The organism is Massilia forsythiae, assembly GCF_012849555.1.
GTDB lineage: Bacteria > Pseudomonadota > Gammaproteobacteria > Burkholderiales > Burkholderiaceae_D > Telluria > Telluria forsythiae.
In genome coordinates this window covers 5797948-5823000 of the sequence record NZ_CP051685.1, presented here as the reverse complement: position 1 = coordinate 5823000, position 25053 = coordinate 5797948, and the positions used below count along the sequence as shown (strand labels likewise).

Sequence of the window (25053 nt, the reverse complement as noted above, 5' to 3'; positions counted from 1 at the left end):
CCGATAGCGCATATACGTCGTCCCCGGCCTAGGCGGCCCCCTTGGCGGAGACCCATGCAGAGCCAACAGAACCCAGTGATCCCGGAACAGCCCCGGTACTTCAACGTAACAACTTCGGATACTCAGTATGGGTCCCCGCCTTCGCGGGGACGACGGTATCAATGGTGCTGGTCAAAAATGGTACTGGTCAGAACGTGGTCCGCAACGTCAACCGCAGCGTGCGCGGCTCCACCGGGTGGTAGTGGATATCGTCCACCCCGCCCGCCGGCTCGCCCGGCAGGCGCGACGCGTAGTAATAGTCGACGTCGCTCGCCTTGTGGTCGAACAGGTTGAACACGTCCGCTGTCAGCTGCCAGCGCCGATCGATGCGGTAGCCGGCGCGCAGGTAGGCGATGGCGGTGCTGGAGGAGCGCACGCTGTCGTCCTCGATCAGCGGGCGCGGGCCGAACCAGCGCAGCTGGAACGCGCCCGACCACGGGCCGGCATCGTTGACGGTGGCGCCGAACGAAGCCACCTTCTCGACCGCGCCCGGCACGTGGTCGCCGGCCGCGTCGACGCCGGTGTAGCGGGCGCGCGACCAGGCCAGGTCGAGGTCGAGCAGCAGCCAGCGGTTGGCCACGTAATGGTTGTTCCACTCGATGCCGGAGCGCTTGCTGGCGCGGCTCGGCGAGGTGTCGCCGGCGTCGCCCGAGAACACCAGTTCCGAGGCCGAGCGCAGTCCCCACAGCGCCATCGAGCTTTGCAGGCCGGGCACGATCTCGCTGCGCGCGCCGATCTCGGCGCCGCGCGTCTTCACCAGCGGCGTCACCGGGTCCACCGGTTCCAGCTCGCGCGCCGCTAGGTGCGCGGTGGTGCCGCGCGCGTCGTTGCTGTGGAAGCCTTCGCCGTAGTTGGCGAAGAACTCGGTCTTGTTCCACGGCCCGAACACCAGCGACAGCTTGGGCGAGGCGACGTGGTCGTCGGCCGTGCCGCTGTTTTCCAGGATCGAGCTGGCCACGTCGAAGCGGTAGCGGTCCCAGCGCACGCCGGCGATCGAGCGCAGCCAGGGCGTCCACTGGACCGTATTCTGGAACCAGGCCGCGGCGCTGGCTTCGGACACGCGCGATTCGGCCGTGGTGGACAGGATGCGCTGGCGTGCGCTCGCGTACAGGCCGAGCGGCGCGATGCGGTCGAAGCGGCCCTGCAGCCCGACCGCGTTGTTCATCGGCCGTCCCGCCAGCTGGCCGAACCAGGTGTGGGCGAGGTCGAAGCCGCCCATCTTGCGCCGCTCGGTCTGCAGGAACTGGTCGCCATTGACCGGGTCGTCGAGGAAGTAGGTAAAGTCGTTGTACAGCGCCAGGTCCGAGCGCACCGCGTAGGCATGCGCCTCGCTCAGCGTGTCCGCCGTGCGCCGGCGCCATTCGGCGCTCAGGCTGTAGCGCGCCGTGTGGCCGCCGTCGCTCGGGTCGACCGCGGCGAATTCGTCGAGCGCGCCGCCCTGCACCGCGCGCAGCGGGATCTGGCTGGTGGCGTGCCAGGCGCCCCGGTAGGCCATCGCGGTCAAGCTGAAGCGGTCGATGCCGATAGCGCCGGTCCAGCGCAGCAGCGCCGACGATTTATGGAAGGCTTCCGGCGTCCGCCAGGGGCCGTCGTTGTGCGCCAGCTCGACCGCATACAGCAGGTTGCCGGCGCCGAGCGCGCTCGAATCGGCCGCCACGGCGCGGCGGTAGCCGTCGGCGCCGACGGTGAGCGCGGCCAGGCCCCGGTCCAGCTTGTCGACCAGGCCCATGTGGGCGGCGCCGGCCGAGGCGAAGTCGCCCTCGTCGGCGTAGTACGGCCCCTTGCGGTAGTGGATCTTGCCGATCAGTTCCGGGATCAGGAAGTTCAGGTCGGTGTAGCCCTGGCCGTGCGCGTGGGTGCGCATGTTGACCGGCATGCTGTCGACGAAGGTGGCGAAGTCGGTGCCGTGGTCGAGGTTGAAGCCGCGCAGGAAGTACTGGTTGGCCTTGCCGTCGCCGCTGTGCTGGGTGACGATCACGCCCGGCACGAATTCCAGCACCTCGCCCGGCCGCAGCGCCGGCCGGCTGGCGATCAGCGCGGCCGTGACCGTGCCTTCGCTGGCGGCGTCCGCGGTGCCGACGCCGTTGTCGTAGTGGGCGCTGACGCGCACCGTCGCCGGGATCGGCTGCACCGGGTCTTGTTGTTGCGATGGGAGGGAATCGGGCGCGGTCTGCGCCTGTGCGTGCGCGACGGCGCACAGCGCCCCGGCCAGGCCGAGGATCAGGGATGGTTTCATTGATGGATACGTGAACCTGCAGTCTCACCCGCTTCCCCGCGGGTACGACTGAACAGCGCCTCATCTGAAGCGCCACCTGCCTGGCCGGTATCCGGGCTCGCAAGCCGGACCGTCCCACCTTCCCATGTCCATGGACACAGTGGTTGTTCGAGACGGCCTGTCGTCGGCGACGACGCTTGTTCACCGTTGCGGGGGCAGCACACCCTGGCCGGCCGCGCGCGGCGGCATGGCCATGTGTTTCCCGTTTAACTGCGCATGGAACCATGCGCGCTGCACCAGGCGCGGGCGATTATACGTGCATGGGATCGCTTTGCAAAACCGCTATCGCATCCCGCGCCTCACTCATCGTGGAATTCCTCCGCCGACGCGAACAGGTCCCACGCCGCGATGAACAGGGCCGCCACCACCGGCCCGATCACGAAGCCGTTCAGGCCGAACAGCTCCATGCCGCCGATGGTCGACAGCAGCACCACGTAGTCCGGCATCTTGGTGTCCTTGCCGACCAGCAGGGGGCGCAGCAGGTTGTCGACCAGTCCGATCACCAGCACGCCGAACACGACCAGGAAGACACCTTGCCAGATGGCGCCGGTGGCCAGGAAGTAGATGGCGACCGGTACCCACACGATGGCGGCGCCGACCGCCGGCAGCAGCGACAGGAAGGCCATCACCACGGCCCACAGCAGCGGCGCTTCCACGTGCAGGAACCAGAACGCCAGGCCGCCCAGCGCACCCTGCGCCGCCGCCACCAGCACGTTGCCCTTGACGGTGGCGCGGATCACGGTGGTGAAGTTGTCGAACAGGCGGCTCTTGTACTTGCGGCCCAGCGGCACCGCGTGGCGGATGCGGCGCGCCAGCGACTCGCCGTCGCGCAGCAGGAAGAACAGCAGGTACAGCATCACGGTCAGGCCGACCAGGAAGTCGAAGGTGTTCATGCCGAAGTTGAGCGCGTACTTGGCGCCGGTTTGGCTGATTTGGGTGGCGCCGGCAGTCAGCTTCTGCTGCAGCGAGGCCATGCTGGTCAGGCCAAAGCGCTCCAGCAAACCGACCATCCAGCTTGGCAGGGCGTGGAGGATGCGCTGGAAGTATTCGGCGAAGTTGATCTGGCCGGAGCCGACCCGGCTGTACACCGTGGCCGCCTCGTTGACCAGCGAGGCGGTGATCAGGCCGAGCGGGATCAGCACCGACACGATCACGGTCAGCAGCGTCAGCAGCGCGGCCCAGGTCGGCTTCTGCTTGGTCACGCCGAGGAAGCGGCGGTACAGCGATTCGAACAGGATCGCGAACACCATGCCCCAGAACACGGCGCCGAAGTAGGGCATCAGGATCCAGACGAAGCCGATGGTGACGATGGTGAGAAGGAGCAGGAAGCATTTCTGCTGGAGGGTCAACTGGGTCATAGGAAGTCGATCATGTCATTTTGGTAATGGTTATGGAACACATGATAGTCCACCCGCCGCGTTTTTCCCGTTCGCCGGCCCACATAGCGGCGCACTTCGCGCCGTACTTTACGGCGACAGCAGGCCGAGCGCCTGCAAGGCCGCCCGGCCCAGCAGTACGCGCTTGGCGCCGGTGGCGTCGTCTGGAATGTCCAGGTTCAAGGCGAAGGTATGGGCCTTGCCGTCCTTGACCACCCAGCCGACCCACCAGCCGATGTCGGCGTCCGCATCGGGCCGTACGCCCCAGCCGGTCTTGGCGTACAGCTCGGCGCCGCCTTCCTGGCGCAGGATGGCGCGCACGGCCGCCATCGCCGGTTGCGGCAGCGGCAGGCGGTCCTGCACCAGCTTGTCCAGGAAGCGGGTCTGTTCCAGCGCGCTGATCGTCAACGGTCCCTCCAGCCAGAAGGTATCGACCACCGTGCCCGGGTCCATGTTGCCGTAGTCGAGCCGGCGCAGCCCCTCGCGCATGCGCGCCAGGCCGATGCGCCGCGCCAGGCCCTGGTACACCGGCACGTTGGAGACGCGGATGGCGTCGCGCAGCGACATGTCGTGCGCCCATTCCGGGCGGCGGGTCGGCTTGCCGCCGTAGGGCAGCACTTCGTCGACGCTGGCCACCGCACCCGTGGCGAGGCCGATCAGGCTGTTGGCAATCTTGAAGGTCGATGCCGGGATGTAGCGCGTCTCGGCGCGGCGGCGGTCGTGCACCGTGTACGTGTCGGCGGCCAGGTCGTGCACGATGAAGGTGGCATGCACGTGCTGGTCGCCGAACAGGCGTTCCAGTCGCGCATCTTCCTTCCATTCGGCGCCGTGCGCCAGCGCGCAGGCGCACAGCAGGGCACCTGCCAGCCATCGTTTCATCGTCGTCTGTTTCATCGTCGCTTGTGTCATCGCCGGCTTCCTCCTTCAGTGATCGATCGGTGCGCCGCGGCCGCCTCGGACGCCAGCGTGTCGCGCAGCCGGGCGCGCGCTGCGTCGGCGTAGGCGCGGCAGGCGTTGCGGTCGATGAAGGCGGCCTGGCCGGAGCGGGCGCGGCGCGCCAGCCGCGTCCACAGGCCGCTCTGCTCGGGGTGGGCGGACACCAGGATGTCGCAGGGCAGGCCCGCGAGCAGCGCGCTGGAGCGCTCGATGTCGGCGCGCGCCGCCGGATAGCGGGTGTTGCCGCCGTAGCGGAAGGCGTCGTCGCCGATCGCGTTCAAGCTGTCGGCGTAGACCATGTCCACCGTGCGTGCGCCGGCGCGCGCCTGCCAGGTCCAGCTGGTGCCGCCGCGCGTGTGGCCGGGCGTGGCGTGCGCGGTCAGGCGCAGCGGGCCGAGCGCGATCGTCTCGCCGTCGCCGATCGCGCGCACCCCGGCGACCGGCTGCATCGGCGTCAGGTTGGCCGCCTGCGGGTCGTTGCGGTCCGGCTGCCCGCTTTGCAGCACCGGCAGCGCCGCCGCGCCGGCGACCACGGTGGCGCCGGACCGGCGCTGCAGTGCGGCGATGCCGCCGGCGTGGTCGATATGGGCGTGCGAATTCAGAATGTAGCGGATGTCCTCGACGCGGAAACCGAGGCGGCGCACGTGGCGCGCGATCTGCGCTGCGCCGTTGGGACCGGCGCCGTCGATCAGGACGTGGCCGGCGGGCGAGGTGACCAGCACCGCGCTCAGGCCGCGGGTGCCGACGTAATAGGTGTCGCCGAACAGCTCGAACGGTTGCTGCGGGTCGTCCCAGCCGGCCGCCGCCACCGTGGCCGGTGCGGCCGGCAGCAGGGCGGCGCAAAGGAAAGCGCCGCGCAAGAGGGTGGCAAACGGCAGCGGCAGGGAAGCGGCGAGCGCATCGCGGGATGGCGTCATGTGGGTCATCGGTGGCTGGCGTGGAAGTGGATGAAGGGCGCGCCGGGCGTCACAAGGCGCGCAGGCGCGCAGGCAAGCGGCGCAGGAAATCGTCGCGCACGCGCGGGCCGGCGTAGCTGCCTTCCTGCGTCGGCACCAGCGCCAGCTCGGCGAACACCACATCGCGGCCGTCCTTGCTGGCCCAACCGACGAACCAGCCGTAGGCGTGGCCGGGGTCTTCGCTGCCGTCCGCCCGGCGCGGCGAGGCGGTGCCGGTCTTGCCGTGCACCGTCCAGCCGTCCACCAGGCCCGGCAGGCGCAGCAGGCGCGCCGTCATCTCGTAGGCGCGCGGCTGGAGCGGCAGTTCGCGCCTGACCACCTTGCGCAAAAAGGCCGCCTGCTCAGTCGCCGAGATCTGCAGGGTCGAGCCGACCCAGGCCGGCAGCTTGCCGTCCGCGCCGGCATGGTCGCCGGACAGGTCGCGGTTGCCGTAGCCGAAGCCGTCGACGTAGCGCTGGACAGCGGCCGCGCCGATGCCTTCGACCACGCGCTGGGCATACCACACGTTCGAATTCCCGATCCAGCTGGTGGGGTCGGTGCTGGCGCGCCAGCTGGCGTTCCAGTCGGCATAGCCGGGCGCGTACGGCAGCCGCGGGGTGTGCTCGTCGCGCAGGATGCCGGCGTCGAAGCCCATCAGGCTGACCGCGATGTTGAAGGTGGAGGCGGGCGTGATGCGGGTGTCGCACTGGCCCTGGCGCAGCAGGGGGCGTGCGCTGGCGGCATCGACCAGTTCGATGCAGTGCAGCGGCGCCGCCGCGGCCGTGCCGGTGCTGGTGCCGGTGCTGAGATTCATGCCGGTGTGCGCGCCTGCACGCGCCGGCGCGCTGCCTGGGGCAGGGCCGGCATCTCCGTCCAGTGCCGGCTGCAGCATCAGGCCGGCGCCCAGCAGCACGGCGAGGGCGGCCACGGCGGCGGCGCGCGCTCCCGCACTGCGCAGGCGGCCGTGCCGGGCGCGCGCCGGATCGCGGATCAATGCCATGCGCGCGCCCAGCATGTCGCCACTCATGCCGGCGGCGCCGGCGCCGAACGCCAGCCCCGCGGCGTTGGCCGGGTGCTGCAGCCTGAGCTGCGCCAGCAGCGCCATGGCATAGGCCTTGCGCTGCGCCGGCGGGCGGCCGCGCAGCACGTCGCGGTCGCAGCCGAGTTCCTGCGCCTGCACCAGCCCGGCGCCCAGCACCCGCATCGCCGGATTGAACCAGAACAGCGCCTGCAGCAGCACGCACGCCGCGCTCCAGTGCAGGTCGCCGCGCCGCAGGTGGGTCAGTTCGTGGGCGACGATCAGTTGCTGCTGCAGCGGTTCGAAGGCGCGCAGGTGCAGGGGCAGCAGCAGGCGCGGCTTGAACGGACCGAGCAGCATGGGCGAGACCGGCGCATCGACTTCGATCACCGCCACGCCGTCGTGCAGGCAGGCCGGCGACCCGCCCGGCGCCAGGCGGCGGCCGGCGCCGGCCAGGCGTGCCAGCAGGCGCTGTCCGCGCGCCAGTCTCCAGGCCGCGTGCGCCAGGCCGAGCAGGTAGGCGGCGCACCAGGCGCGCGCCGCGAGCACCGGCCAGGCCGGCGTGGCTGGCGGCGTTGCCGGCGCCGCCAACGCCGCCGCGGCCGGCGCGGACGCCGGAGCCGGCGCGGCCGGCGCACCCGCCGGCATGCCGGCCAGCTCGTCGATGGCGATCGCCGGCACCATGCGCAGGCCGTCGCCGTGCGGCAGCAGCACGGATGCAAAGGCGGCGGCCACGGTCAGCTGGCCCAGCAGCCAGGCCGAGCGCTGCAGCGCCAGCGTCGGCAGCAGGCGCATGCCGATGGTCGCCAATGCCCATACCCCGAGTCCGGCGCCCAGGCTGGCCAGCGCGGCCAGCCCGAAGCGCAGCGCGAACAGGTCGATGCCGCTCATGCGCCGCCGTCCTTGCTGCCTGGCGCTTCGTCATCCGGCCAATCCTGCAGCAACTGTTCCAGGCGCGCCAGTTCCTGGCGGTCGACCAGCTTGCTGCCGGTGAACATGGTCACCGGCAGCGGCGTGTCGATCTCCATCACGCGCTTGCCGAAGTCGTGGGCGAAGGCGGCCAGCGTGTCGACCTTGTCCGGCACCGCCTCGTACACCTGCACGCCATGGCGCTGCTGCTGCGCCACCATGCCTTTTTCCAGCATGCGCTCGAGGGTCTTGCGGGTCGAGGAAAACGACCAGCCGAGTTCGTCGGCGACCTGCTCGTGGATTTCGCGCGCGCTCAGCGGCTGGCGACGCCACAAGGCTTTCAACAGGCTCAGTTCGGAGATCGAAGGGACAGCCATGGCAGGACTCCAGCATGTGACGAATGAAGCAATTTTGCGACAGGTGTCGCACTGTTGTCAATTGTCGCATAATGATTGCGAACAGCAATAAATCGCGTGACAATTTCACCTGCGAAATATACAATGCTGGATTGTAACTAGCCTCCGCGCCGGCGACACGTTTGGTGCCCCCATCCGAGCTTCCATGGTCAATGTCAACGATATCGCCAGCTGGCGCGAACGCATTTTTGCGTCCCTGCTGTCCGTCGTACTGGTGGTCGGCGCCATCTCGACCCTCGCCATCATCCCGTTCCTCGTCAAGCAGGGCCTGTGGCCGGTGGCGCTGGCCGACTCGATCGCGCTGGTGTGGATCTTCGTCATCTGGCGCCTCAAGCAGCTGTCGTACAACACCCGCGTCCTGAATTTCCTCGGGGTCGTGTACGTGCTGTCGATCGCCTTGCTGCTGTCGATCGGCCCGGCCAGCTTCAGCTACCTGCTGGGGCCGCCCCTCATCGCATCCATCCTGCTCAGCCTGCGCCCGGCCATGCTGTCGCTGGCGCTGGGCGCGGTGTCCCTGGTCGCCCTCGGCGCCACCGGCCACATCAGCCTGAGCGTGCCGGGCTGGGAGCACGATCCCCTCAAGGCCTCGATGGTCGCCGCCATCAACTACACCACCGTGGGCGCCATGCTGAGCCTGACCTGCAGCACGCTGCTGCAGGGCCTGGCGAAGTCCCTGGGCGAACTGGAGCTGACCTCGGCGGCGGTATCGCGCCTGAACGACATGGTGCTGATCGCCAAGGCCGCCGATAGCGAAGGGGCCGCGCAACCGGTCACCTTCGCCAACGACGCTTTTTTGCGCCGCACCGGCTACGCGCGCGAGGCGATCGTCGGACACGACCTGACCGTGCTGCAGGGGCCGGGCACCGACCAGGCCGCGATCGCGCGCATCCACCAGGCGATGGCGTCGGGCCAGCCCTGCAACACCGAACTGATGATCTATACGCGTGGCGGCGACGCGTTCTGGGTCGAGATCGAGATGGTCCCGTTCGCCCGTTCCGGCGAGCGCCACAGCCACTGGGTGATCGTCGGACGCGACATCACCGAACGCCGCACCGCGGCCGACGCCATCCACCGCCTGGCCTTCTACGACGTGCTGACCGGCCTGCCCAACCGGCGCCTGCTGATGGAGCGGCTGGGCGCGGTGGTGGAGCAGGCGCGCGCGGGCAGCGACCTGGGCGCCGTGCTGTACCTGGACCTCGACAAGTTCAAGGACGTCAACGATGCGCGCGGCCACGCCACCGGCGACGCGCTGCTGCAGCACGCCGCGCGCCGCCTGGGCCAGGCGGTGCGCGTGAGCGACACCGTGGCACGCATCGGCGGCGACGAATTCGTGGTCCTGCTGGAGGGACTCGGCACGGATGCGGCTGCCGCCGCCGGCGCCGCCATGGCGATGGCCGACCTGGTGCGCAGCACGCTGGCCGCGCCGCTCGATCTGGAAGGCCAGGCCTACCAGATCGCTTCCAGCATCGGCGTGGCGCTGTCGCTCACGCCCGGCGCCAGCGCCCACGACCTGCTGCGCGAGGCCGACACCGCGATGTACCATGCCAAGGCCGCCGGCCGCAACGGCGTGGTGCTGTTCGAGCGCGCCATGCTGGCCGACGCCCAGGACAAGCTGACGCTGGAGCGCGACCTGGCGCTGGCGCTGGACAACGGCGAACTGGCGATGCACCTGCAGCTGCAGGTCGACCACCGCGGCGCGCCGGCCGGCGCCGAACTGCTGATGCGCTGGCGCCGCGCCGACGGCAGCATGGTGCGGCCGGACATCTTCATCCCGGTGGCGGAATCGAGCGGCATGATCGTCTCGCTGGGGCATTGGGCGCTGCGCCAGGCCTGCGAGGCCTGGCTGGCGCTGGCCGCGGCAGGGCACGCGATGCCGCTGTCGATCAACGTCAGCCCGCTGCAGTTCCGCCAGCCGGACTTCGTGCAGCAAGTGCGCGCCGTGCTGGCCGAGACCGGCGCGCCGCCGCACCAGCTCATCTTCGAGGTCACCGAGGGCCTGCTGATCGAGGACATCGGCCAGACCATCGTGCGCATGCGCGAGCTGGCCGGACTCGGCATCCGCTTCTCGGTCGACGACTTCGGCACCGGCTATTCGAACCTGGCCTACCTGCGCCAGATGCCGCTGTACGAACTGAAGATCGACAAGAGCTTCATGCACGGCACCCCGCACGACGTCAACGGCACCGCGATCGTGCAGTCGATTCTGTCCATGGCCGGCCACCTCGGCCTGCGCGTGGTCGCGGAAGGCATCGAAACGCAAGCGCAGGCCAGCTACCTGGCCGAGCACGGGCAGCCGCACATGCAGGGCTTCCTGTACCACCGGCCGATGCCGCTGGGGCAGGTGCTCGAGCGGCTGGGCATCGCCCCATCCACGCCGGCCGGTGCAGCGGCTTTGCCGGCGCAGGCACAGTACGAAACATCCGGCGTGTGAGACCGGCTTGCGATCGGTCCCTTTTTTGTTCAAGATCGTGAGCGAGATCGGGTGCGTTCACGCAATCGAGCCTTGTCCGGTCATGGGAGCCGTCAAGCATCCGGTGACGGCTGCGTATAGATTCCAGCTTCCCGGAGGGCCGACCTGAAAGCGAGGATCGTAGCGACGTAATAGCAGCTCAGCTTCGAATCCGTTTCATGGAATGCCCCGTCGACAACCCGGATGCGGGTATCGTAAAGTCGATCCGCCGAGCAGGATTCGTCTGCGAGTACTCTCTTGATCCCTGAAATGACACCGTCGAGGTAAATCAGCGGAATCTTTTCTTCCGCGACTTCCCAGCTCAGGAAGCAGCCCAGTGACGCCTTGGCGCACGGTTCGACGATCAGGTCGATCACACCGAAACGTCCTGGAGGGCCGTTCTGCCGGACGTAGCGTCCTGCACCGGCATGAGCCTTGGTAACGGCGGCGCCGCGTGGGCCCTGCATGAATAACGCGAATTCCATGGGCTGGCGTATCCGGATCGAAGTTGCTCTTCACCGAGGATAGCAGGACCGGCATCGGCATGCCATCACGTTCGCGCCTGCCAGCGCCAGGCGTCCGCCGCCGCAGCGGCCGAACATGCATAATCGGGTCCTCTTGCATCGACACCGGGAGCCATCATGAGCAAGCTGGACCAGGAAGACCGCGACGACATGTCCGCCAAGCAGTTCGCTTTTCCCAAGCAGCGCAAGGAACCGCTGGAAGACGCCAGCCACGTGCGCAATGCCATCGCCCGCTTCAACCAGGTGCAGGGCGTGACGGACCACGAGCGCGACGAGGCCTGGAAGCACATCCGCGCCGCGGCGAAGAAATTCGACGTGGAAGTCAACGAAACCGATTGGCGCGAGATCGGCAAGGGCAAGAAGTAAGCCCTGCCGGCGCCGGCCGGGCGTCAATGTCCGTCGTGCATCGTGTGCCCGTCGCCGCGCTTGACGTTCGCCACCGGTTCGTCCGGTGCCGCCGGCGCGGCGGCCGCCCGCACCGGTTCCGGCGCCGGCCCGGTCCACTCGCGCGCCACCGTCCCCTGCGGATGCGCGTACCAGCCGGGGTCGCGGTAGTCGCCGCGCGCCAGGCCTTCGCGTACCTTGATGGTGGTGAACATGCCGCCCATCTCGATCCCGCCGAACGGGCCTTGGCCGTCCATCATCGGCAGCGTGTTTTCCGGCAGCGGCATGCGCATGCCGCCCATCGAGACGCCCTTGTCGCCCATGACCATGTAGCCCGGCACCAGGTCGTTGATCTTGCGCGCCACGCCGCGGTGGTCGACGCCGATCAGGTTCGGCACGTCGTGGCCCATGGCGTTCATCGTGTGGTGCGACTTGTGGCAGTGGAACGGCCAGTCGCCGGGCGCGTCGGCCGTGAATTCGAGCGCGCGCATCTGGCCCACGCCGATGTCGACCGTGACTTCCGGCCAGCGCGCCGCCGGCGCGATCCAGCCGCCGTCGGTGCCGGCCACTTCCATGCGGTGGCCATGGATGTGGAACGGATGGTTGGTCATCGACAGGTTGCCGATGCGGATGCGCACGCGGTCGTCCTTGCGCACCGCCAGCGCGTCGGTGCCGGGGAAGGCGCGGCTGTTGATGGTCCAGATATTAAAGTCGAGCATGGTGTTGACGTTGGGCGTGTAGGCGCCCGGCTCGATGTCGTAGGCGTTCAGCAGGAACACGAAGTCGCGGTCGACCGCGTGCTGGCGCGGGTCCTTCGGGTGCGTGACCCAGAACCCCATCATGCCCATGCCGATCTGCGCCATTTCGTCGGCGTGCGGGTGGTACATGAAGGTGCCGGCGTGGCGCGCCGTGAATTCATAGACGAAGGTTTTACCGGGCGCGATCGGCGGCTGGGTCAGGCCGGACACGCCGTCCATGCCGTTCGGCAGCAGCTGGCCGTGCCAGTGGATGCTGGTGATTTCCGGCAGGCGGTTGGTGACGAAGATGCGCACGCGGTCGCCCTCGACCACCTCGATGGTCGGGCCGGGGCTCTGGCCGTTGTAGCCCCACAGGTTGGCCTTCATGCCGGGGGCGATCTCGCGCACCACGGGTTCGGCCACCAGGTGGAATTCCTTGACGTTGTCCTTCATGCGCCACGGCAGGCTCCAGCCGTTGGGCGTGACCACCGGGTTGTAGGGACGGCCGTTGGGCGGCGGCGGGGGCGGCACGGTGGCCGCCGAGGATTGCTGCGGCGCTTCGGGTACCGCGCCCATGGCGGCCTTGCTCACGGCCGCGGCGCCGGCCATGGCGGCGCCGGTGATGAAGTTTCGGCGGGATGTCATTGGTGATCCTCGTGTCGGTTCGCCGCGGGCGGCATGGGTTGCGCGCCGGGCATGTCGATGCGGTCGCCCAGCGCCGCCTGCAATGCGGCCTGGGCGCTCCAGAAGTCGCGCAGGGCGTCAATGTAGGCGTTGACGGCCCCGGCCTGTTCGCGCGAATCGGCCAGCAGGGCTTGCGTACTGGCCAGCATGCCGTTGTAGCGCAGCAGGACCTCGTGCGAGATCCGCTTGCGCAGCGGGATCACGCTGTCGCGGTAGTGCGCCGCCAGGTCGTAGGCGCTGCGGTAGTCGAGGTAGCTTTCGCGCGCCTCGCTGCGCGCCGTGACCGCCGTGTCGGCCACGCGTTGCAGCGCCTGCATGTAGGTCGCTTCGGCGCGCGCCACGCGGGCGCCGCCCCAGTCGAACAGCGGCAATTCCAGCGACAACGCGTAGCCGCGCATCGACGGCGCGCTGCGTTCCGACTTGCCGGCGTAGCCCAGTTCCAGCACGTTGACGAAGCGGGTGGTGCGGCTCAAGCCGAGGCTGGCGGCGGTGGCTTCGGCATCTGCCTTGGCGGCCTGCACGTCCAGGCGCCGTGCCAGGGCGAGGCGCTCGACGTCGCGCAGTTCGGCCGGTGCGTCGGGCAGGTCGGGCAGGCGCTCGGGCAGGGTATATTGCGTGTCCTGGCCCCACAGCCCGAGCAGGCGCGTGAGCTTTTCGCGCGCCGCCGTGACTTGCCGGCCGCTTCGCGCCAGCGCGGCGGCGGCGTCCGCCTGGAATGCCTGTTCGCGCGCCAGGTCGAGCCCGGCGATGTTGCCGGCGCCGCGCATGCGTGCGGCCAGCTCGGCGCTGGCTTCGGCGGCGGCATGCACGCGGCGGGCGTAGTCGAGGCTCTGCTGTGCGGCCACGGCCTCGATCCAGGCGCGCCGCGTCTCCAGCGCGTGGCGCTCGATGGCGGCGCCGACCTCGCGCCGCACCGCATCGAAGCGGCGCGCTTCCAGGCGCGCGGCCAGCGGCGCGGTCAGCACGGCGGCCAGGTTGACATTCAAGCCGCGCTCGATCTCGACCTCGCCCTGGCCGCTGACGCGCTGGAAGCCGAGCGCCGGATTCGGTAGCCGCGACGCCTGCGCCAGTTCGGCCTGGGCGATGCCGACGTTCCAGTAGGTCGCCTGCAGGCCGGGGTTGTTGATCAGCGCGACGCGCACCGCGCCGTCCATGGTGAGCGGCGCGGCCAGTTCGGCGCGCACGATTTCCTGCAATTCCTGCGCCGCGGCGGCGTCCTGCGCCAGGCGCGGCGTGGCGCCGATGCGTTCCCGGGTGCTGTCGGCTACGCCGGCGAAGCCGTGGTCCGGTGTAACGCCGGCGCAGCCCGCGAGCAGCGCCGATGCGAGTGCGGCGGCGCACAGCGTAGCGGGAGCGGTTCGGTGCCGGCGCTGCGGCGCGCGCTTGTGGCGGTGCGCGCTCATGGCGACTCCTTGTGCTGGTGCTGGTGCTGGTGCGGCTGCTCGGGCGCCGCTGCGGGCGCGGGCACCGGCGTGGATGCGGCCGGCGCCGTGTGCATGGCGCCATGGCCGGATTGCGCTGCGTCGCCGGCCGCCGGCATCGCGTGGCCGGCGTGCCCGCCCATGCCCTTCATCGTCAGCGACATCGCGTTGTAGGCGGCGACGGTGGCGTTGGCGTCGCGCCAGCGCTGGTCCGGCGTGGTCTCGGGTTCTGCCGCGGGCATGGAGGGCGGCAGCAGCGGGCGATAGAGGGTGGGCGGCACGGCAGCGTGCGGGTCGGCGGCGCCGGCCGCCGGCGGCGCAGGGTCGGCGGCGTGCGCCAGGCCGGCGGCCAGCAGCAGGGCGGCCGCCTGTGCGGCAAGATGGTGCAAGGGACGGCCGCGCGCGCGGCCATCGGGACGAACGATATGCATGTAAACCTCGTCTGGATGCGGAAAGACAGCCGCCGGCAGGGCGCACGGCGGCGGCGCGGGTCAGGCGAGGGCGGTCCTGGGCGGACGTTCGGGCAGGGCCGGGTCGACGCTCGGCACGTGGCCGGCGCGGAACGGAATCGATGCCGAGGGTGGCGACGGCATTGCCGGCAAGGGCGGCAGGGCGCTCGCCATCGCGGCGCCGATGCAGCAGGCGGCGCAGTGGCTGGCGCCGGGATGGGACTTGGCGCCGTCGTGGGATGCGGCGCCGTCGTGCGGCTGGCCGCGCGCGGCGGACTGGGCGCCGCTGGCGTCGTGGCAGGACGCTCTTGCGGACGCGGATGCATCGTGCGCCATGGTCGCATGCGCCGGCGCCGCCATGGCGGTACGCGCGCCAATGCCGTCCGCTACGCACGGCAGCATGCGCGCCGCCGCGACCCCCTGGAACGGGAGCGCCAGCAGCAACAGCCAGACCAGCAGCGAACGGACGATGGATTTCACCCGGCCATTCTAGCATGGGCTGCATGGGCAACCGGCGTGGGATACGCTCTCGGCCTGGAAACGCAACTTCGGCGGCCGCAGCGATGCCTTGCATGTTTTGCAAGGCAATCCTACTATACGGCTTTCCTTTTCATGCGGCGACTTGCAGAAGCAGACATGATGAATCATCGTTCCGCAGCTATATCGAATGCTGTCTTCGTTGCCGCCACATTCGCCGTCGCGTTCTGGACGGTGCACCGGCTCGCCGCCGGCGTCCAGGTGGCGATTCACTGGGGTCCGGATAACCGTGCGGACGCGTGGGTCGGCGGATCGGCGATCCAGCTGGTCAATCCGATCATTGCCCTGGTGCTGTGGTTCCTGCTCTCCACCTGTCCGCAAGGTTTTTCATCGACGGCCGAATCGACCAAGCGCGTCCACATGCGGTTTTCCGGCGTGTTCCTGATCCAGCTGATCATCCAGTTGCTCATGGCAATGCATGTGCTGGGCATGGTCGTCGCCTGAACTGCTGCCAACAAGATTCTTCCACAAGAATCGCGCTGACATTGGCCTGCTTGCGCTTGCGCCTGGATGATTCTGGACTGTGGCTTGAGCTCGAATCGGCGCCATCCGGTCAGCGCATGGACGAGCGCAGCGCGCTCGACTCGAAATACACGTGCCTGATGTGCGGGTAGGCCGCCGCCACCGCCGCTTCCAGGCGCGCGATCGCCGCTTCCACCTCGCCGATGCGCATCTCGCGCCGGAACTTGACGGCCACCGTCACCAGCGCCTCGTCCGGCCCGAGCTGCATCGACTGCAGCGCGCCGACTTCCAGGATCGCCGCGTCATCCTCGAAGATCCGGCGCACGCGTCTGGTCGCGTCGGCGCCGATGCTTTCGCCCACCAGCAGGCCGCCGGTCTCGCGCGCCAGCGTGAAGGCGGCGCCCACCAGCAGCAGGCCCACCAGCACCGAGGCGGCCGGGTCGCAATACGGGTTGTCGAACACTTGCCCGAGCAGGATGCCGAGCGCGGCGATCGCCAGGCCGATCAGCGCGGTGGAATCCTCGATGAAGACGGTGAACACCGATGCGTCCTTGCTGGCGCGTACCGTCTGCCACAGCGAGGCGCCGGGTTTCCTGCGCTTGTTCAGTTCCTTGCGCGAGACGTTCCAACTGTAGCCTTCGAACAGCGCCGAGACGCCCAACACGACGTAGTTCCACAGCGGATCGCGCAGCGGTTCCGGGTGGCGCAGGGCGTCGACGCCGTGGTAGATCGACAGGCCGCCGCCCAGCGCGAACACGCTCAGCGCCACCAGCAGCGCCCAGAAATACAGGCTCTTGCCGTAGCCGAAAGGATGGCGTGCATCGGCCGGACGCGTGCTGCGGCGCTCGCCGACCAGCAGCAGCAGTTCGTTGCCGGTGTCGACCGCCGAGTGGATGCCCTCGGCCGCCATGGCGGCGCTGCCGGTGATGCCGGCGACCACGAATTTCGACACGGCGATGCCGAGGTTGGCCACGATGGCGGCGTAGATCACTTTCTTGGAGCCGCCTCCCTTGGCGTCCTTGCCGTCTTCCGCGGCGGGCGCGGACGGGGCCTCCTGCAGGGGCTGTTTTGTATTGGAGTCGGTCATCGATGCATCCTGCATGCTGTGGGGGTATCGACCCAGTGTAGCCAATTTGCTACGATTGCCCTGCACGGCTGGAACGGTCCGGCCGGTCCCTTGGAGACCCCCGGCATGAGCGTCCGCAACCTGCGCCAACTGTTCGCACCGAAGTCGATCGCCCTGGTCGGCGCGTCCGAGCGCCCCGGCAGCGTCGGCGCGACCGTGCTGCGCAACCTGCTGGCGGGCGGTTTCAAGGGGCCGCTGTACCCGGTCAACCCGAAGTACGAGACGCTGGCCGGGCTGCGGGCCTGGCCCGACGTGACGGACCTGCCGCAGGCGCCGGAGCTGGCCGTCATCTGCACGCCGCCGCGCACGCTGCCGGGCATCGTGCGCGCGCTGGGCGAACTCGGCACGCGCGCCGCCATCGTCATGAGCCCGGGCGTGGCCGGGGCGCGCGACGGGCGTGGCCGCAGCATCAAGCAGGCGATGCTGGACGCCGCCAACCCCTACCTGCTGCGCATCCTCGGCCCCGACAGCGCCGGCCTGCTGGCGCCCGGCATCGGCCTGAACGCCAGCACGGCGGCCGGCGGCGCGGCGCCGGGGCGGATCGCCTTCGTGTCCGAATCGGGCGCCCTGATGACCGGGGTGCTGGACTGGGCGCGCACGCGCGGCATCGGCTTTTCCAGCTTCGTCGCGCTGGGCGACTCGGCCGACGTCGACTTCGGCGATGCGTTGGACTACCTGGCCAGCGACCCCGGCACCGGCGCCATCCTGCTGCACGTGGAAAGCCTGCGCTACGCTCGCAAGTTCATGTCGGCCGCGCGCGCGGCGGCGAGAAGCAAGCCGACCCTGATGCTGAAAGCCGGGCGCTCGCTGGAGGCGGCCGCCGGCGCCGCCTGCCTGGCGGGCGTGCTGGCCACGCCGGACGACGTCTACGACGCCGCCATCCGCCGCGCCGGCATGCTGCGCGCCTACACCACCGGCCAGCTGTTCGCCGCGGTGGAGACGCTGGCGCGCGCGCGCCCGCTGTACGGCGAGCGCCTGGCCATCCTCGGCAACGGCGCCGGCCCGGTGGTGCTGGCCGCCGACGCGCTACTGTTCGGCGGCGGCGCGGCGGCGCAGCTGGGCGAGGACACCGTGGCCAAGCTGCGCGAACTGGTGCCGGAATGGCGCGGCAGCGGCCCGCTCAACCTGCACGGCGACGCGCCGCCGGAACGCTATCGCGAAGTGGTCGAGGTGCTGCTGCGCGAGCCGGACGCCAGCGCGGTGCTGATCGTGCATGCGCCAAACGCCGTGGTCGATCCGGCCGCCGTGGCGCGCGCGCTGGCGCCGCTGGCGCGCGCCACCTCGCGCAACCTGCTGGCCTGCTGGCTGGGCGGGAACGGCGTGCTGGAAGCGCGCACCATCGCCTCCGAGGCCGGCATGCCGTCCTACCGCACGCCGGAAGAAGCGGTGAACGGCTTCCTGCAGATCGTGCATTACCGGCGCAACCAGCACCTGCTGATGGAAGTACCGGCCTCCAGCGGCGATGGCGCGCCGGACCGCGAACGCGCGCGCCTGCTGGTGCGCCAGGCGCTCGAGCGCGGCCGCGCCAGCGGGCGCTACCTGCTGTCCGACCCGGACACCAAGGCGATCCTGGCCGCCTACGGCATTCCGGTGGTGCCGACCCGCGCCGCGTCCACGGCCGAGGAAGCGGTGGACGCTGCCCGCGCGATCGGCTTTCCGGTGGCGGTCAAGATCCTGTCGCCGGACGTGGCGCAAAAGAGCGACGTCGGCGGCGTCACGCTCGACCTGGACACGCCGGAAGCGGTGTTTGCCGCCACCGAGCGCATGCGCCGCCGCCTGGCCGAGCTGCGCCCGGATGCGCGCCTGGACGGCTTCATCGTGCAGGCGATGGCGCGCAACCCCGAAGCGCACGAGCTGATCGCCGGCGCCGCCACCGACCCGGTGTTCGGCCCGGTGATCCTGTTCGGCCACGGCGGCCTGGCGGTGGAGGTGGCGGCCGACCACGCGGTGGGACTGCCGCCGCTGAACATGGTGCTGGCGCGCGACCTGATCGGCCGCACCCGCGTCGCGCGCCGCCTGGCCGGCTACCGCAACCACCCGGCGGCCGACCTGGACGCCGTCTCGGCGGTGCTGGTGCAGGTGTCGCAGCTGGTGGCCGAGCTGCCGGAAATCGTCGAACTCGACATCAACCCGCTGCTGGCCGACAGCCGCGGCGCCGTCGTGCTGGACGCGCGCATGCGCATCGCCATGGCCGACCGCTCGGCCAGCACGCTGGACCGGCTGGCGATCCGCCCCTATCCGGCCGAGCTGGAAGAGACCGTGCAATGGCAGGGCGCGCCGCTGCTGCTGCGCCCGATCCGCCCCGAGGACGGCCCGGCCCACGTCGCCCTGTTCAACGCGCTCACGCCGGACGACGTGCGCTACCGCATGTTCGTGCGCGTGCGCGAGCTGCAGCCGGCGCAGCTGGCGCGCTTCACCCAGATCGACTACGACCGCGAGATGGCCTTCATCGCCACCCGGCCGGACACGCACGGCGTGCAGGAGACGCTGGCGGTGGGGCGGGTGGTGGCCGATCCGGACAACATGAGCGCCGAGTTCGCGGTGACGGTGCGCTCCGACCTGAAGGGCAAGGGCCTGGGCATCATGTTGATGCACAAGCTGATCGATTATTGCCGCGCGCGCGGCACGCGCGAGATCGTCGGCGAGGCGTTGCCGCAGAATGCGCCGGTGCTGGGGCTGGTGAGGAAGCTCGGGTTCACGGTCGGGCCGCTGGACGAGGAAGAGGGGGTGCGCAAGTTCTGGCTGGATTTGCGGTGACGCGGGCCCGATCCGCTCGCTTCAATGCCGCCTGCCTCCCCGGTCTCATCGCAAGCGGATCATTGCGCTTTACGTCGCCCGGGCTGGAGCGAATCGTCATATGCGCCAAGCAGTTTCAGGATCGCGGGTTGGCCGGCATATTTCTTTTCAAGATTACGCAAATACTCGTTCATGCCTTCGCACTGCCCAAAATTATCGCAGTCACCACGCCATTGCATAGCGTAGCGAACGTCGGCCGGAAGAGGATTCACATCCTCGCTCGCTCCCTTTTCTCGACATTGATTCGACCAGCTCTCGATTTTCATAGAGCGCGTTTCCTCGCCTTTCGCATGAAGCCGCAAGCAAGCGTTGTTCCTTATGTATTGAAATACGCATAGCGATTCTCCAAGGCTGCAGTAATCGACCTCGGCAAATCCGTCCTGGACGAGTTGGCGTTCGACGCCCGTGTATTCGCCGCTTGCAGCATGTGCCGACAGATCGGCACGCCATCCTTCGGCCTGAAGTTTCTCCTGGGCCTTGATAAACGGTTCGCCAACGCCCAATGCGGGCGACGCGGCCTGGGCAATCGAGGTGGCGACAATGAGGAATATGGATGTAATCGTGCGGTTCTTCATTTGACGCTTCCTCCCGCAGCCTTGTATGTCGTTTCGAAATGCTCGAATGTCACGCAGGGCTGGTTATACCGCCCGGTTTGATACCGCCCGGTTTGGCCGCGTCCTGCAGGGAGCGCGGCCCACGGTTTCGATGCCTGTGACATTCCTGCTTCGATATCGCCATCCTTAATCTTGTCGATGACACCGAGTCGGCGAAGAAGCGAAACGGCGATGAGATCCTGTGTTTCCGGCGTGAAATCGGTCAAGCCCATGCCCTTTTCACCATGATCTTGCCAAGTCAATTTGTTGATCTGATACATGCCCGCAGCAGTGGTGACACCGTCACGCCCGGGACCGGGATGAGTCGCGTAGTCGGAAAATCGCCATGGGTCGTTGCGTTTGCCTTTAATCGCTCCGTACTTGAAGTCGTATCCGCCTCCTTCCGCATCGGCAATCGCTTTGAGAAAGGCTTGGACGTTCGTGTTTTTCAGGTATTCCCGGTTTTCCTCAAGCCGTTCTTCTTTACTTACTTTGATCCGTACGGCTTTTGCATCGGCATCCTCACGTGGCGTTGTCGTTCTAGTTGCATGATGATGAAGGGTTCGTCCCGATGAAGATGTTACTGAAGTCGTCATGATTACCTCACAAGTAAATCTCGATCAATTCAGCATGTGCCATAGCCGTAAGCAAATGGGTATGGCCTTTTTCGTCGGTGGTTCCGAATTCGACCTGCCCATTTGCTCTTTTCAAAGCGTACTCAATATTGGCGAGTGGCTCTTGGCTAATTTCATCGATAAGGATATATCTATCATCGGAAAAAGTTTCAGTAGCGGCGAAATTTCTCGCTGTCTGCGTTTCGTTGCGATCAGTATTGCTGATTTCCTGATATCTGATAAATTGATTTGGCAATAACTTTGGGTGGCTTGCGCAATCGTCATCCCATTAATGCTTCCGCTGCTGCTGGCTGAAAGAACTTTTCCGCCTGCCGAGGTTGGTGCGTTTAATGTGATCGTGTGGCGTTTCATCGATCGTCTCCGTAATAATCAGTGGTCAATCCAGTTGATTCCATCGTATTGGTTGGACACTATTGATCGAGCAAGGGTTTTGTATTGCGGAGGCGCAAACAGCGAAGGAATTTATAAACCGTCTAATCTCACAGCATATTTGTTGGAGAAGCATTAGCCAGGAGGGTTCAGCGCCTTGCCGACCGAGGTCGCGGCCGATACGCTCACCATCATGCCGTCTTCGTCGAGATTGACGACGAGCAGATGAAGAATGATCGACGCCGTTTCCACGATAACGGCAACAATCGTCCACAGCGTCTCAAGCAGGGCGGTATCATCATGATGGGCATGCGGTGACGCGTTCTCCAAACCAACCGGCTTGCCGACGGTTCGTCCAGGGAAGTGGCGCTGGAAGGCATCCGCGTGAACGGCGTGCGTCCGGGACTGATTCACACCGACATGCACGCCAGCGGCGGCGAGCCGGGGCGGGTCGAGCGGCTACGGTCGTCGGTGCCGATGGGACGCGGCGGCCAGGCAGAGGAGGTGGCCAGGGCGGTGCTATGGCTGTTGTCCGGCGACGCGTCCTATTCGACCGGGACGTTCATCGACGTGTCGGGCGGCAGGTAGCCGGTTGCCGCCGGCGCGCGTTACTGCCGCCATGCCCGGATGAGGGCATCGGCGCCCGCCCTGCAGCGCCGCATGCGCGGCAGCCAGGAGCGCCTAGCCGACGTGCGCCAGCTGCGCCGGCACCCGTGCGCTGCGCGCCGGTGCGGCAGGATGGGGCAGTTTGGCGGCGCCGGCGCCTGGCGCATCGGCCGCGCCGTGCGCCAGCCTGAACACCGCCATCGCCTCGACCAGCTGCCCGGCCTGGCGCCGCAGTTCGTCGGCGGCGGCCGCGCTCTGTTCGACCAGGGCCGCGTTCTGCTGCGTGGTCTGGTCCATCTGCACCACGGCCTCACCGACCTGCGCCACGCCCTGGCTCTGTTCCGCGCTGGCCGCGCTGATCTCGCCGACGATCCCGGTCACGCGGCCGATGGCGGCGACCACTTCCTGCATGGTGGCGCCGGCCTGGTCGACCAGCGCGCTGCCCTGGTCGACGCGCTCGACGCTGATGCCGATCAGGCCCTTGATTTCCTTCGCCGCCTCGGCGCTGCGCTGCGCCAGGCTGCGCACCTCGCTGGCGACCACCGCGAAGCCGCGGCCCTGCTCGCCGGCGCGGGCGGCTTCCACCGCCGCGTTCAGGGCCAGGATATTGGTCTGGAAGGCGATCGAATCGATGACGCCGATGATGTCGGCGATCCTGCGCGAGCTGTCGTTGATGCCCTTCATGGTCTCGACCACCTGCGCCACCACTTGTCCGCCGCGCGACGCCACGTCGCTGGCGTTCAGCGCCAGCGTGTTGGCTTGCCGGGCGTTGTCGGCATTCTGGCGCACCGTGCTGCCCAGCTCTTCCATCGAGGCGGCGGTCTGCTCCAGCGACGAGGCCTGCTCTTCGGTACGCTGGCTCAGATCGGTGTTGCCCTGCGCGATTTCGGCGCTGGCCGTGGCCACGCTCTCGGCGTTGGCGCGCACGATGCCGACGGTGCCGGCCAGCTTCTCCTGCATGCGCGCCAGGGAGGCCAGCAATTGGCCGGTCTCGTCCTGCGAGCCGACCGCGATCGGCAGGCTCAGGTCGCCGTCGGCGACGCGGTTGGCGACCGCCACCGCTTCGCCCAGCGGCCGGGTAACGGAGCGGGTCAGGACATAGGCGGCGGCCGCCGCCAGCAGCACGGCGAGCGCGGCGGCGCCCGTCAACACAAACGTGGAATTGCGGTACAGCGCCTGCGCATGCCCGGCGCCTTGTTCGATGGCCGTTTCCTGGAATGCCAGCATCTCTTCCAGCGCGGCCAGGTAGGCGCCCTGGGTTTTATATCCCGGTCCGTACAGGGTGACGGTGGCCTCGGCCTTCTGGCCCGCCTGCGCCTGCGCCACCACCGCCGCGGTGAAGCTGCGGTAGGCGGTCATGTTGCCCTTGACCCGATCCAGGATCTCGCGGTCCCGGCCCGTGCCGCTCAGGCGGTCGAGCCTGGCGAGCAGGTCGTCGGCCTTGGCCTGGTTCTTGGCCAGCGTCTGCAGGTTCGACGAGAACGCCTTGTCGTCGCTGACCAGGATCAGGTTGCGCACGACGCGTGCGGTGTCCACGGCCAGGTAGGACAGCTTGGCGGTCAGCGCGGCCTTGGGCTGCAGCCTGGTCGCGACCGTGTCCGTGAGTCCGTTCATTTCCGAGAGGCGCGACAGGCCGACCGCGGTCAGCAGGATCAAGAGCAGGCACAGCAGGCTGAAGCCGAGGCCCAGGCGGGCGCCGATATTGAGTTTGTTCATGGGCGATGATTGTGAAACCAATTAATGATCTGTGGAAACAAATGTTGCATGGAAATTTTTGATGCAACAAGCATTTTCAAAGAATTTCGTGGTTCTTACCACAGCATCGCCCTGGAACTCGACCGGTAGTGCAGCGAGTGCATGCGCGCCCGGCCGGCGAGCGCCCATGCAGCGCGCGAATCAGCGTGCCGGCTGCGCCGGTGGGCCGCTCCGCCAGCAGGCGGTCCGCGAGCATGGCGATCTCGTCGCACAGCGCCAGCGGTTCGAGCCGGGCGGCTGGAATCTGCCCGAGGCCCGCAATCGTCAGCCGTGGCGACGAGCGGACGATCATGGCGGCGACGGACGATTCCAACCGGTCGCGCCGGCGCGATGCCGGCCCAGCGGCGATTCAGGCCGCGGCGGTACCGCGCTGGCGCCGGCGCGCCAGCACCATCAGGCCGCCCAGCGACGCGAACATCCACGCCATGCCCGGCTCCGGCACTTGCTCCGCCGCCAGCTGGTCGGCCGCGAACTGCTGCAGCGCCAGCGCCATGGTGCCGCTGATGCCGAGGTCGCGCGCCACCAGGTCGCCGGCGCCGAACGCGCGCGGGTCGAGGCCGGTGACCGAGCCGTAGATGGTCAGCGCTTCCAGGTAGTAGCCGTACACGCTGGCGTGGTAATTGTCCGGCGCCCACAGGTCGACCTGGCCGGCGCCGATACCGTCGTACGGGTTGGCGTCGGCCACGCCGGCGGCGATGGCGCGGTTCCAGGTCTCGCCGACCGGGATCACGCCGTCGATCAGGTTCGAAGCGGCGTCGGCGGCGTCGTAGCCCTTGCGCACGTCCAGCGCCATCTGGTAGATCGACTGGCCGTACCACGGGCTCGCCGTTTTATAGGTGAGGTCGGCGCGCGACCAGGTCGAGGTCAGCATCACTTCCACGTTCGGGTTTTGCGCATGGAAGGCTTGGGCCAGCAGGTCGGCGTACTTGGTGAGCGTGTCCGGGTTGCCGGGATGGGCGGCGTCCAGCGTGCTGTAGCTCTGCAGCAGCACCTTGTCGAACGGTTTATTGATGACGGCCAGCTTATTGTTGTAGTGGTAGTCGACGCCCACGCCCGGCACCGTTTCCAGGCTGACGTCGTAGTTCAGTCCCGCTTCCACCGTCAGCGCCTTGAACAGCGCCGGCACGCCGCCGATGTTCGAGCCGTTCAGGTCGGTTACCGAGCCCGGCTTGTAGTTCTGCACCAGCGGCGCGGCGCCGGCCGGCTCGCCGTAGGTGAAGCTGTTGCCGACGAACAGGATCGTCGTCGCCGAGGCGGGCAGGGCGCAGGCGCCGAGGGCCAGGGTGGCGAACAGGGCGCCGATGGAACGGCGGATGGTGGAATCGATGTGCATGGTGGTCTCCGGTCTTGGTGTATGCATGGCGGGCGGCTTGCCCGCGTCGTTGGGGCAAGCAAGTCCCGTGCCGCGCCCTCGGCAGCGGGCGCCATGGCCGATCCGGCCGCGCCACCAACCGTGCGCCGCTGCGGCCTGTAAAAATCGTCGACAACCGATCGCGCAAAAAATGCCTGGGATTTGGCAGAATCATGGACAAGAATCCAGTATTTACGTCGTCGATCGAGGATGTTTTATGCTGAACATGGATAGTGCATGAAAACAATTCCTGCGTTGCCAGAGTAACGTG

Annotated in this window: 23 protein-coding genes, 1 pseudogene and 1 riboswitch; of the genes and pseudogenes, 5 read left to right on the top strand and 19 right to left on the bottom strand. The window is 68.4% G+C overall.

Going from position 1 to position 25053, the window contains the following annotated elements; genetic code table 11:
* Positions 1–187 precede the first annotated feature (187 nt).
* The 6 genes from HH212_RS24400 to HH212_RS24375 all read right to left on the bottom strand — a co-directional run bounded on the left by HH212_RS24400 (position 188) and on the right by HH212_RS24375 (position 7865).
* A complete protein-coding gene (locus HH212_RS24400; protein WP_170204840.1) occupies positions 188–2275 on the bottom strand; it encodes a TonB-dependent receptor in 2088 nt (695 codons plus the stop codon).
* 65 nt (positions 2276–2340) lie between these two features.
* A riboswitch (cobalamin riboswitch) is annotated at positions 2341–2570 on the bottom strand.
* A gap of 43 nt (positions 2571–2613) precedes the next feature.
* A complete protein-coding gene (locus HH212_RS24395; protein WP_170204839.1) occupies positions 2614–3672 on the bottom strand; it encodes an AI-2E family transporter in 1059 nt (352 codons plus the stop codon).
* A gap of 108 nt (positions 3673–3780) precedes the next feature.
* A complete protein-coding gene (blaOXA, locus tag HH212_RS24390; protein ID WP_170204838.1) occupies positions 3781–4569 on the bottom strand; it encodes a class D beta-lactamase in 789 nt (262 codons plus the stop codon).
* A 26-nt stretch (positions 4570–4595) separates the two neighbouring features.
* On the bottom strand, positions 4596–5543 hold the full coding sequence (gene bla / locus HH212_RS24385) for a subclass B3 metallo-beta-lactamase (protein WP_170204837.1): 948 nt from the start codon (positions 5541–5543) through the stop codon (positions 4596–4598).
* Positions 5544–5592: 49 nt separating this feature from the next.
* The gene (locus HH212_RS24380; RefSeq protein WP_170204836.1) at positions 5593–7470 is read right to left on the bottom strand and encodes a M56 family metallopeptidase; all 1878 of its coding nucleotides are present in this window, start codon (positions 7468–7470) and stop codon (positions 5593–5595) included.
* Entirely contained in the window at positions 7467–7865 is a 399-nt protein-coding gene (locus HH212_RS24375; protein ID WP_170204835.1) for a BlaI/MecI/CopY family transcriptional regulator, read from the bottom strand. Before HH212_RS24375 ends, HH212_RS24380 begins: the two co-directional genes overlap by 4 nt.
* Before the next feature lie 184 nt (positions 7866–8049).
* On the opposite strand from HH212_RS24375, the gene HH212_RS24370 reads away from it, so the two are divergent.
* Positions 8050–10335 carry a putative bifunctional diguanylate cyclase/phosphodiesterase gene (locus tag HH212_RS24370; RefSeq protein ID WP_170204834.1) on the top strand — a complete coding sequence of 762 codons (2286 nt, stop codon included), beginning with the start codon at positions 8050–8052 and terminating at the stop codon, positions 10333–10335.
* 92 nt (positions 10336–10427) lie between these two features.
* On the opposite strand, the gene HH212_RS24365 is transcribed toward HH212_RS24370, so the two are convergent.
* On the bottom strand, positions 10428–10838 hold the full coding sequence (locus tag HH212_RS24365) for a hypothetical protein (RefSeq protein ID WP_170204833.1): 411 nt from the start codon (positions 10836–10838) through the stop codon (positions 10428–10430).
* 156 nt (positions 10839–10994) lie between these two features.
* Here HH212_RS24365 and HH212_RS24360 point away from each other — a divergent pair, with 156 nt between their 5' ends.
* On the top strand, positions 10995–11243 hold the full coding sequence (locus HH212_RS24360; protein ID WP_170204832.1) for a DUF6582 domain-containing protein: 249 nt from the start codon (positions 10995–10997) through the stop codon (positions 11241–11243).
* A gap of 23 nt (positions 11244–11266) precedes the next feature.
* Here HH212_RS24360 and HH212_RS24355 read toward each other — a convergent pair whose 3' ends face one another.
* From HH212_RS24355 to HH212_RS24340, 4 genes are read right to left on the bottom strand one after another with little or no spacing between them, the layout of a single operon-like run.
* Positions 11267–12643 carry a multicopper oxidase family protein gene (locus tag HH212_RS24355; protein WP_170204831.1) on the bottom strand — a complete coding sequence of 459 codons (1377 nt, stop codon included), beginning with the start codon at positions 12641–12643 and terminating at the stop codon, positions 11267–11269.
* Positions 12640–14085 carry a TolC family protein gene (locus HH212_RS24350; protein ID WP_170204830.1) on the bottom strand — a complete coding sequence of 482 codons (1446 nt, stop codon included), beginning with the start codon at positions 14083–14085 and terminating at the stop codon, positions 12640–12642. The genes HH212_RS24355 and HH212_RS24350 overlap by 4 nt, the downstream gene beginning before the upstream one ends.
* A complete protein-coding gene (locus HH212_RS24345) occupies positions 14082–14534 on the bottom strand; it encodes a hypothetical protein (protein WP_170204829.1) in 453 nt (150 codons plus the stop codon). Before HH212_RS24345 ends, HH212_RS24350 begins: the two co-directional genes overlap by 4 nt.
* Positions 14535–14594: 60 nt before the next feature.
* Positions 14595–15032 (bottom strand): hypothetical protein, encoded by a 438-nt coding sequence (locus HH212_RS24340; protein ID WP_170204828.1) that lies wholly within the window; start codon positions 15030–15032, stop codon positions 14595–14597.
* A 156-nt stretch (positions 15033–15188) separates the two neighbouring features.
* On the opposite strand from HH212_RS24340, the gene HH212_RS24335 reads away from it, so the two are divergent.
* Positions 15189–15533, top strand: coding sequence for a hypothetical protein (locus tag HH212_RS24335; RefSeq protein ID WP_170204827.1), 345 nt, complete (start codon positions 15189–15191; stop codon positions 15531–15533).
* A gap of 109 nt (positions 15534–15642) precedes the next feature.
* Here HH212_RS24335 and HH212_RS24330 read toward each other — a convergent pair whose 3' ends face one another.
* Positions 15643–16638: a cation diffusion facilitator family transporter gene (locus tag HH212_RS24330; RefSeq protein ID WP_170204826.1), complete on the bottom strand. Its 996-nt coding sequence runs from the start codon at positions 16636–16638 to the stop codon at positions 15643–15645.
* Between the two features lie 105 nt (positions 16639–16743).
* Here HH212_RS24330 and HH212_RS24325 point away from each other — a divergent pair, with 105 nt between their 5' ends.
* Complete coding sequence (locus tag HH212_RS24325; protein WP_170204825.1) at positions 16744–19434, top strand: bifunctional acetate--CoA ligase family protein/GNAT family N-acetyltransferase; 2691 nt, start codon at positions 16744–16746, stop codon at positions 19432–19434.
* A gap of 59 nt (positions 19435–19493) precedes the next feature.
* Here HH212_RS24325 and HH212_RS24320 read toward each other — a convergent pair whose 3' ends face one another.
* The 4 genes from HH212_RS24320 to HH212_RS24305 all read right to left on the bottom strand — a co-directional run bounded on the left by HH212_RS24320 (position 19494) and on the right by HH212_RS24305 (position 21484).
* Entirely contained in the window at positions 19494–20048 is a 555-nt protein-coding gene (locus HH212_RS24320) for a hypothetical protein (protein ID WP_170204824.1), read from the bottom strand.
* Positions 20045–20662 (bottom strand): lysozyme family protein, encoded by a 618-nt coding sequence (locus HH212_RS24315; protein ID WP_229217445.1) that lies wholly within the window; start codon positions 20660–20662, stop codon positions 20045–20047. Before HH212_RS24315 ends, HH212_RS24320 begins: the two co-directional genes overlap by 4 nt.
* A 111-nt stretch (positions 20663–20773) precedes the next feature.
* Positions 20774–21052 (bottom strand): PAAR domain-containing protein, encoded by a 279-nt coding sequence (locus HH212_RS24310; protein ID WP_170204823.1) that lies wholly within the window; start codon positions 21050–21052, stop codon positions 20774–20776.
* Between the two features lie 153 nt (positions 21053–21205).
* Positions 21206–21484 (bottom strand): hypothetical protein, encoded by a 279-nt coding sequence (locus HH212_RS24305; RefSeq protein WP_170204822.1) that lies wholly within the window; start codon positions 21482–21484, stop codon positions 21206–21208.
* Between HH212_RS24305 and HH212_RS24300 the strand changes: the two are divergent.
* Positions 21419–21658: pseudogene (locus HH212_RS24300) on the top strand (SDR family oxidoreductase); the annotation flags it as partial. The gene HH212_RS24305 and the pseudogene HH212_RS24300 overlap by 66 nt on opposite strands.
* A 93-nt stretch (positions 21659–21751) precedes the next feature.
* On the opposite strand, the gene HH212_RS24295 reads toward HH212_RS24300, so the two are convergent.
* From HH212_RS24295 to HH212_RS24285, 3 genes are all read right to left on the bottom strand, one after another.
* Positions 21752–23392: a methyl-accepting chemotaxis protein gene (locus HH212_RS24295; protein WP_170204821.1), complete on the bottom strand. Its 1641-nt coding sequence runs from the start codon at positions 23390–23392 to the stop codon at positions 21752–21754.
* A 76-nt stretch (positions 23393–23468) separates the two neighbouring features.
* A complete protein-coding gene (locus tag HH212_RS24290) occupies positions 23469–23723 on the bottom strand; it encodes a hypothetical protein (RefSeq protein ID WP_170204820.1) in 255 nt (84 codons plus the stop codon).
* Positions 23724–23780: 57 nt separating this feature from the next.
* Positions 23781–24764: a PEP-CTERM sorting domain-containing protein gene (locus HH212_RS24285; RefSeq protein WP_211172412.1), complete on the bottom strand. Its 984-nt coding sequence runs from the start codon at positions 24762–24764 to the stop codon at positions 23781–23783.
* Between the last annotated feature and the right edge of the window lie 289 nt (positions 24765–25053).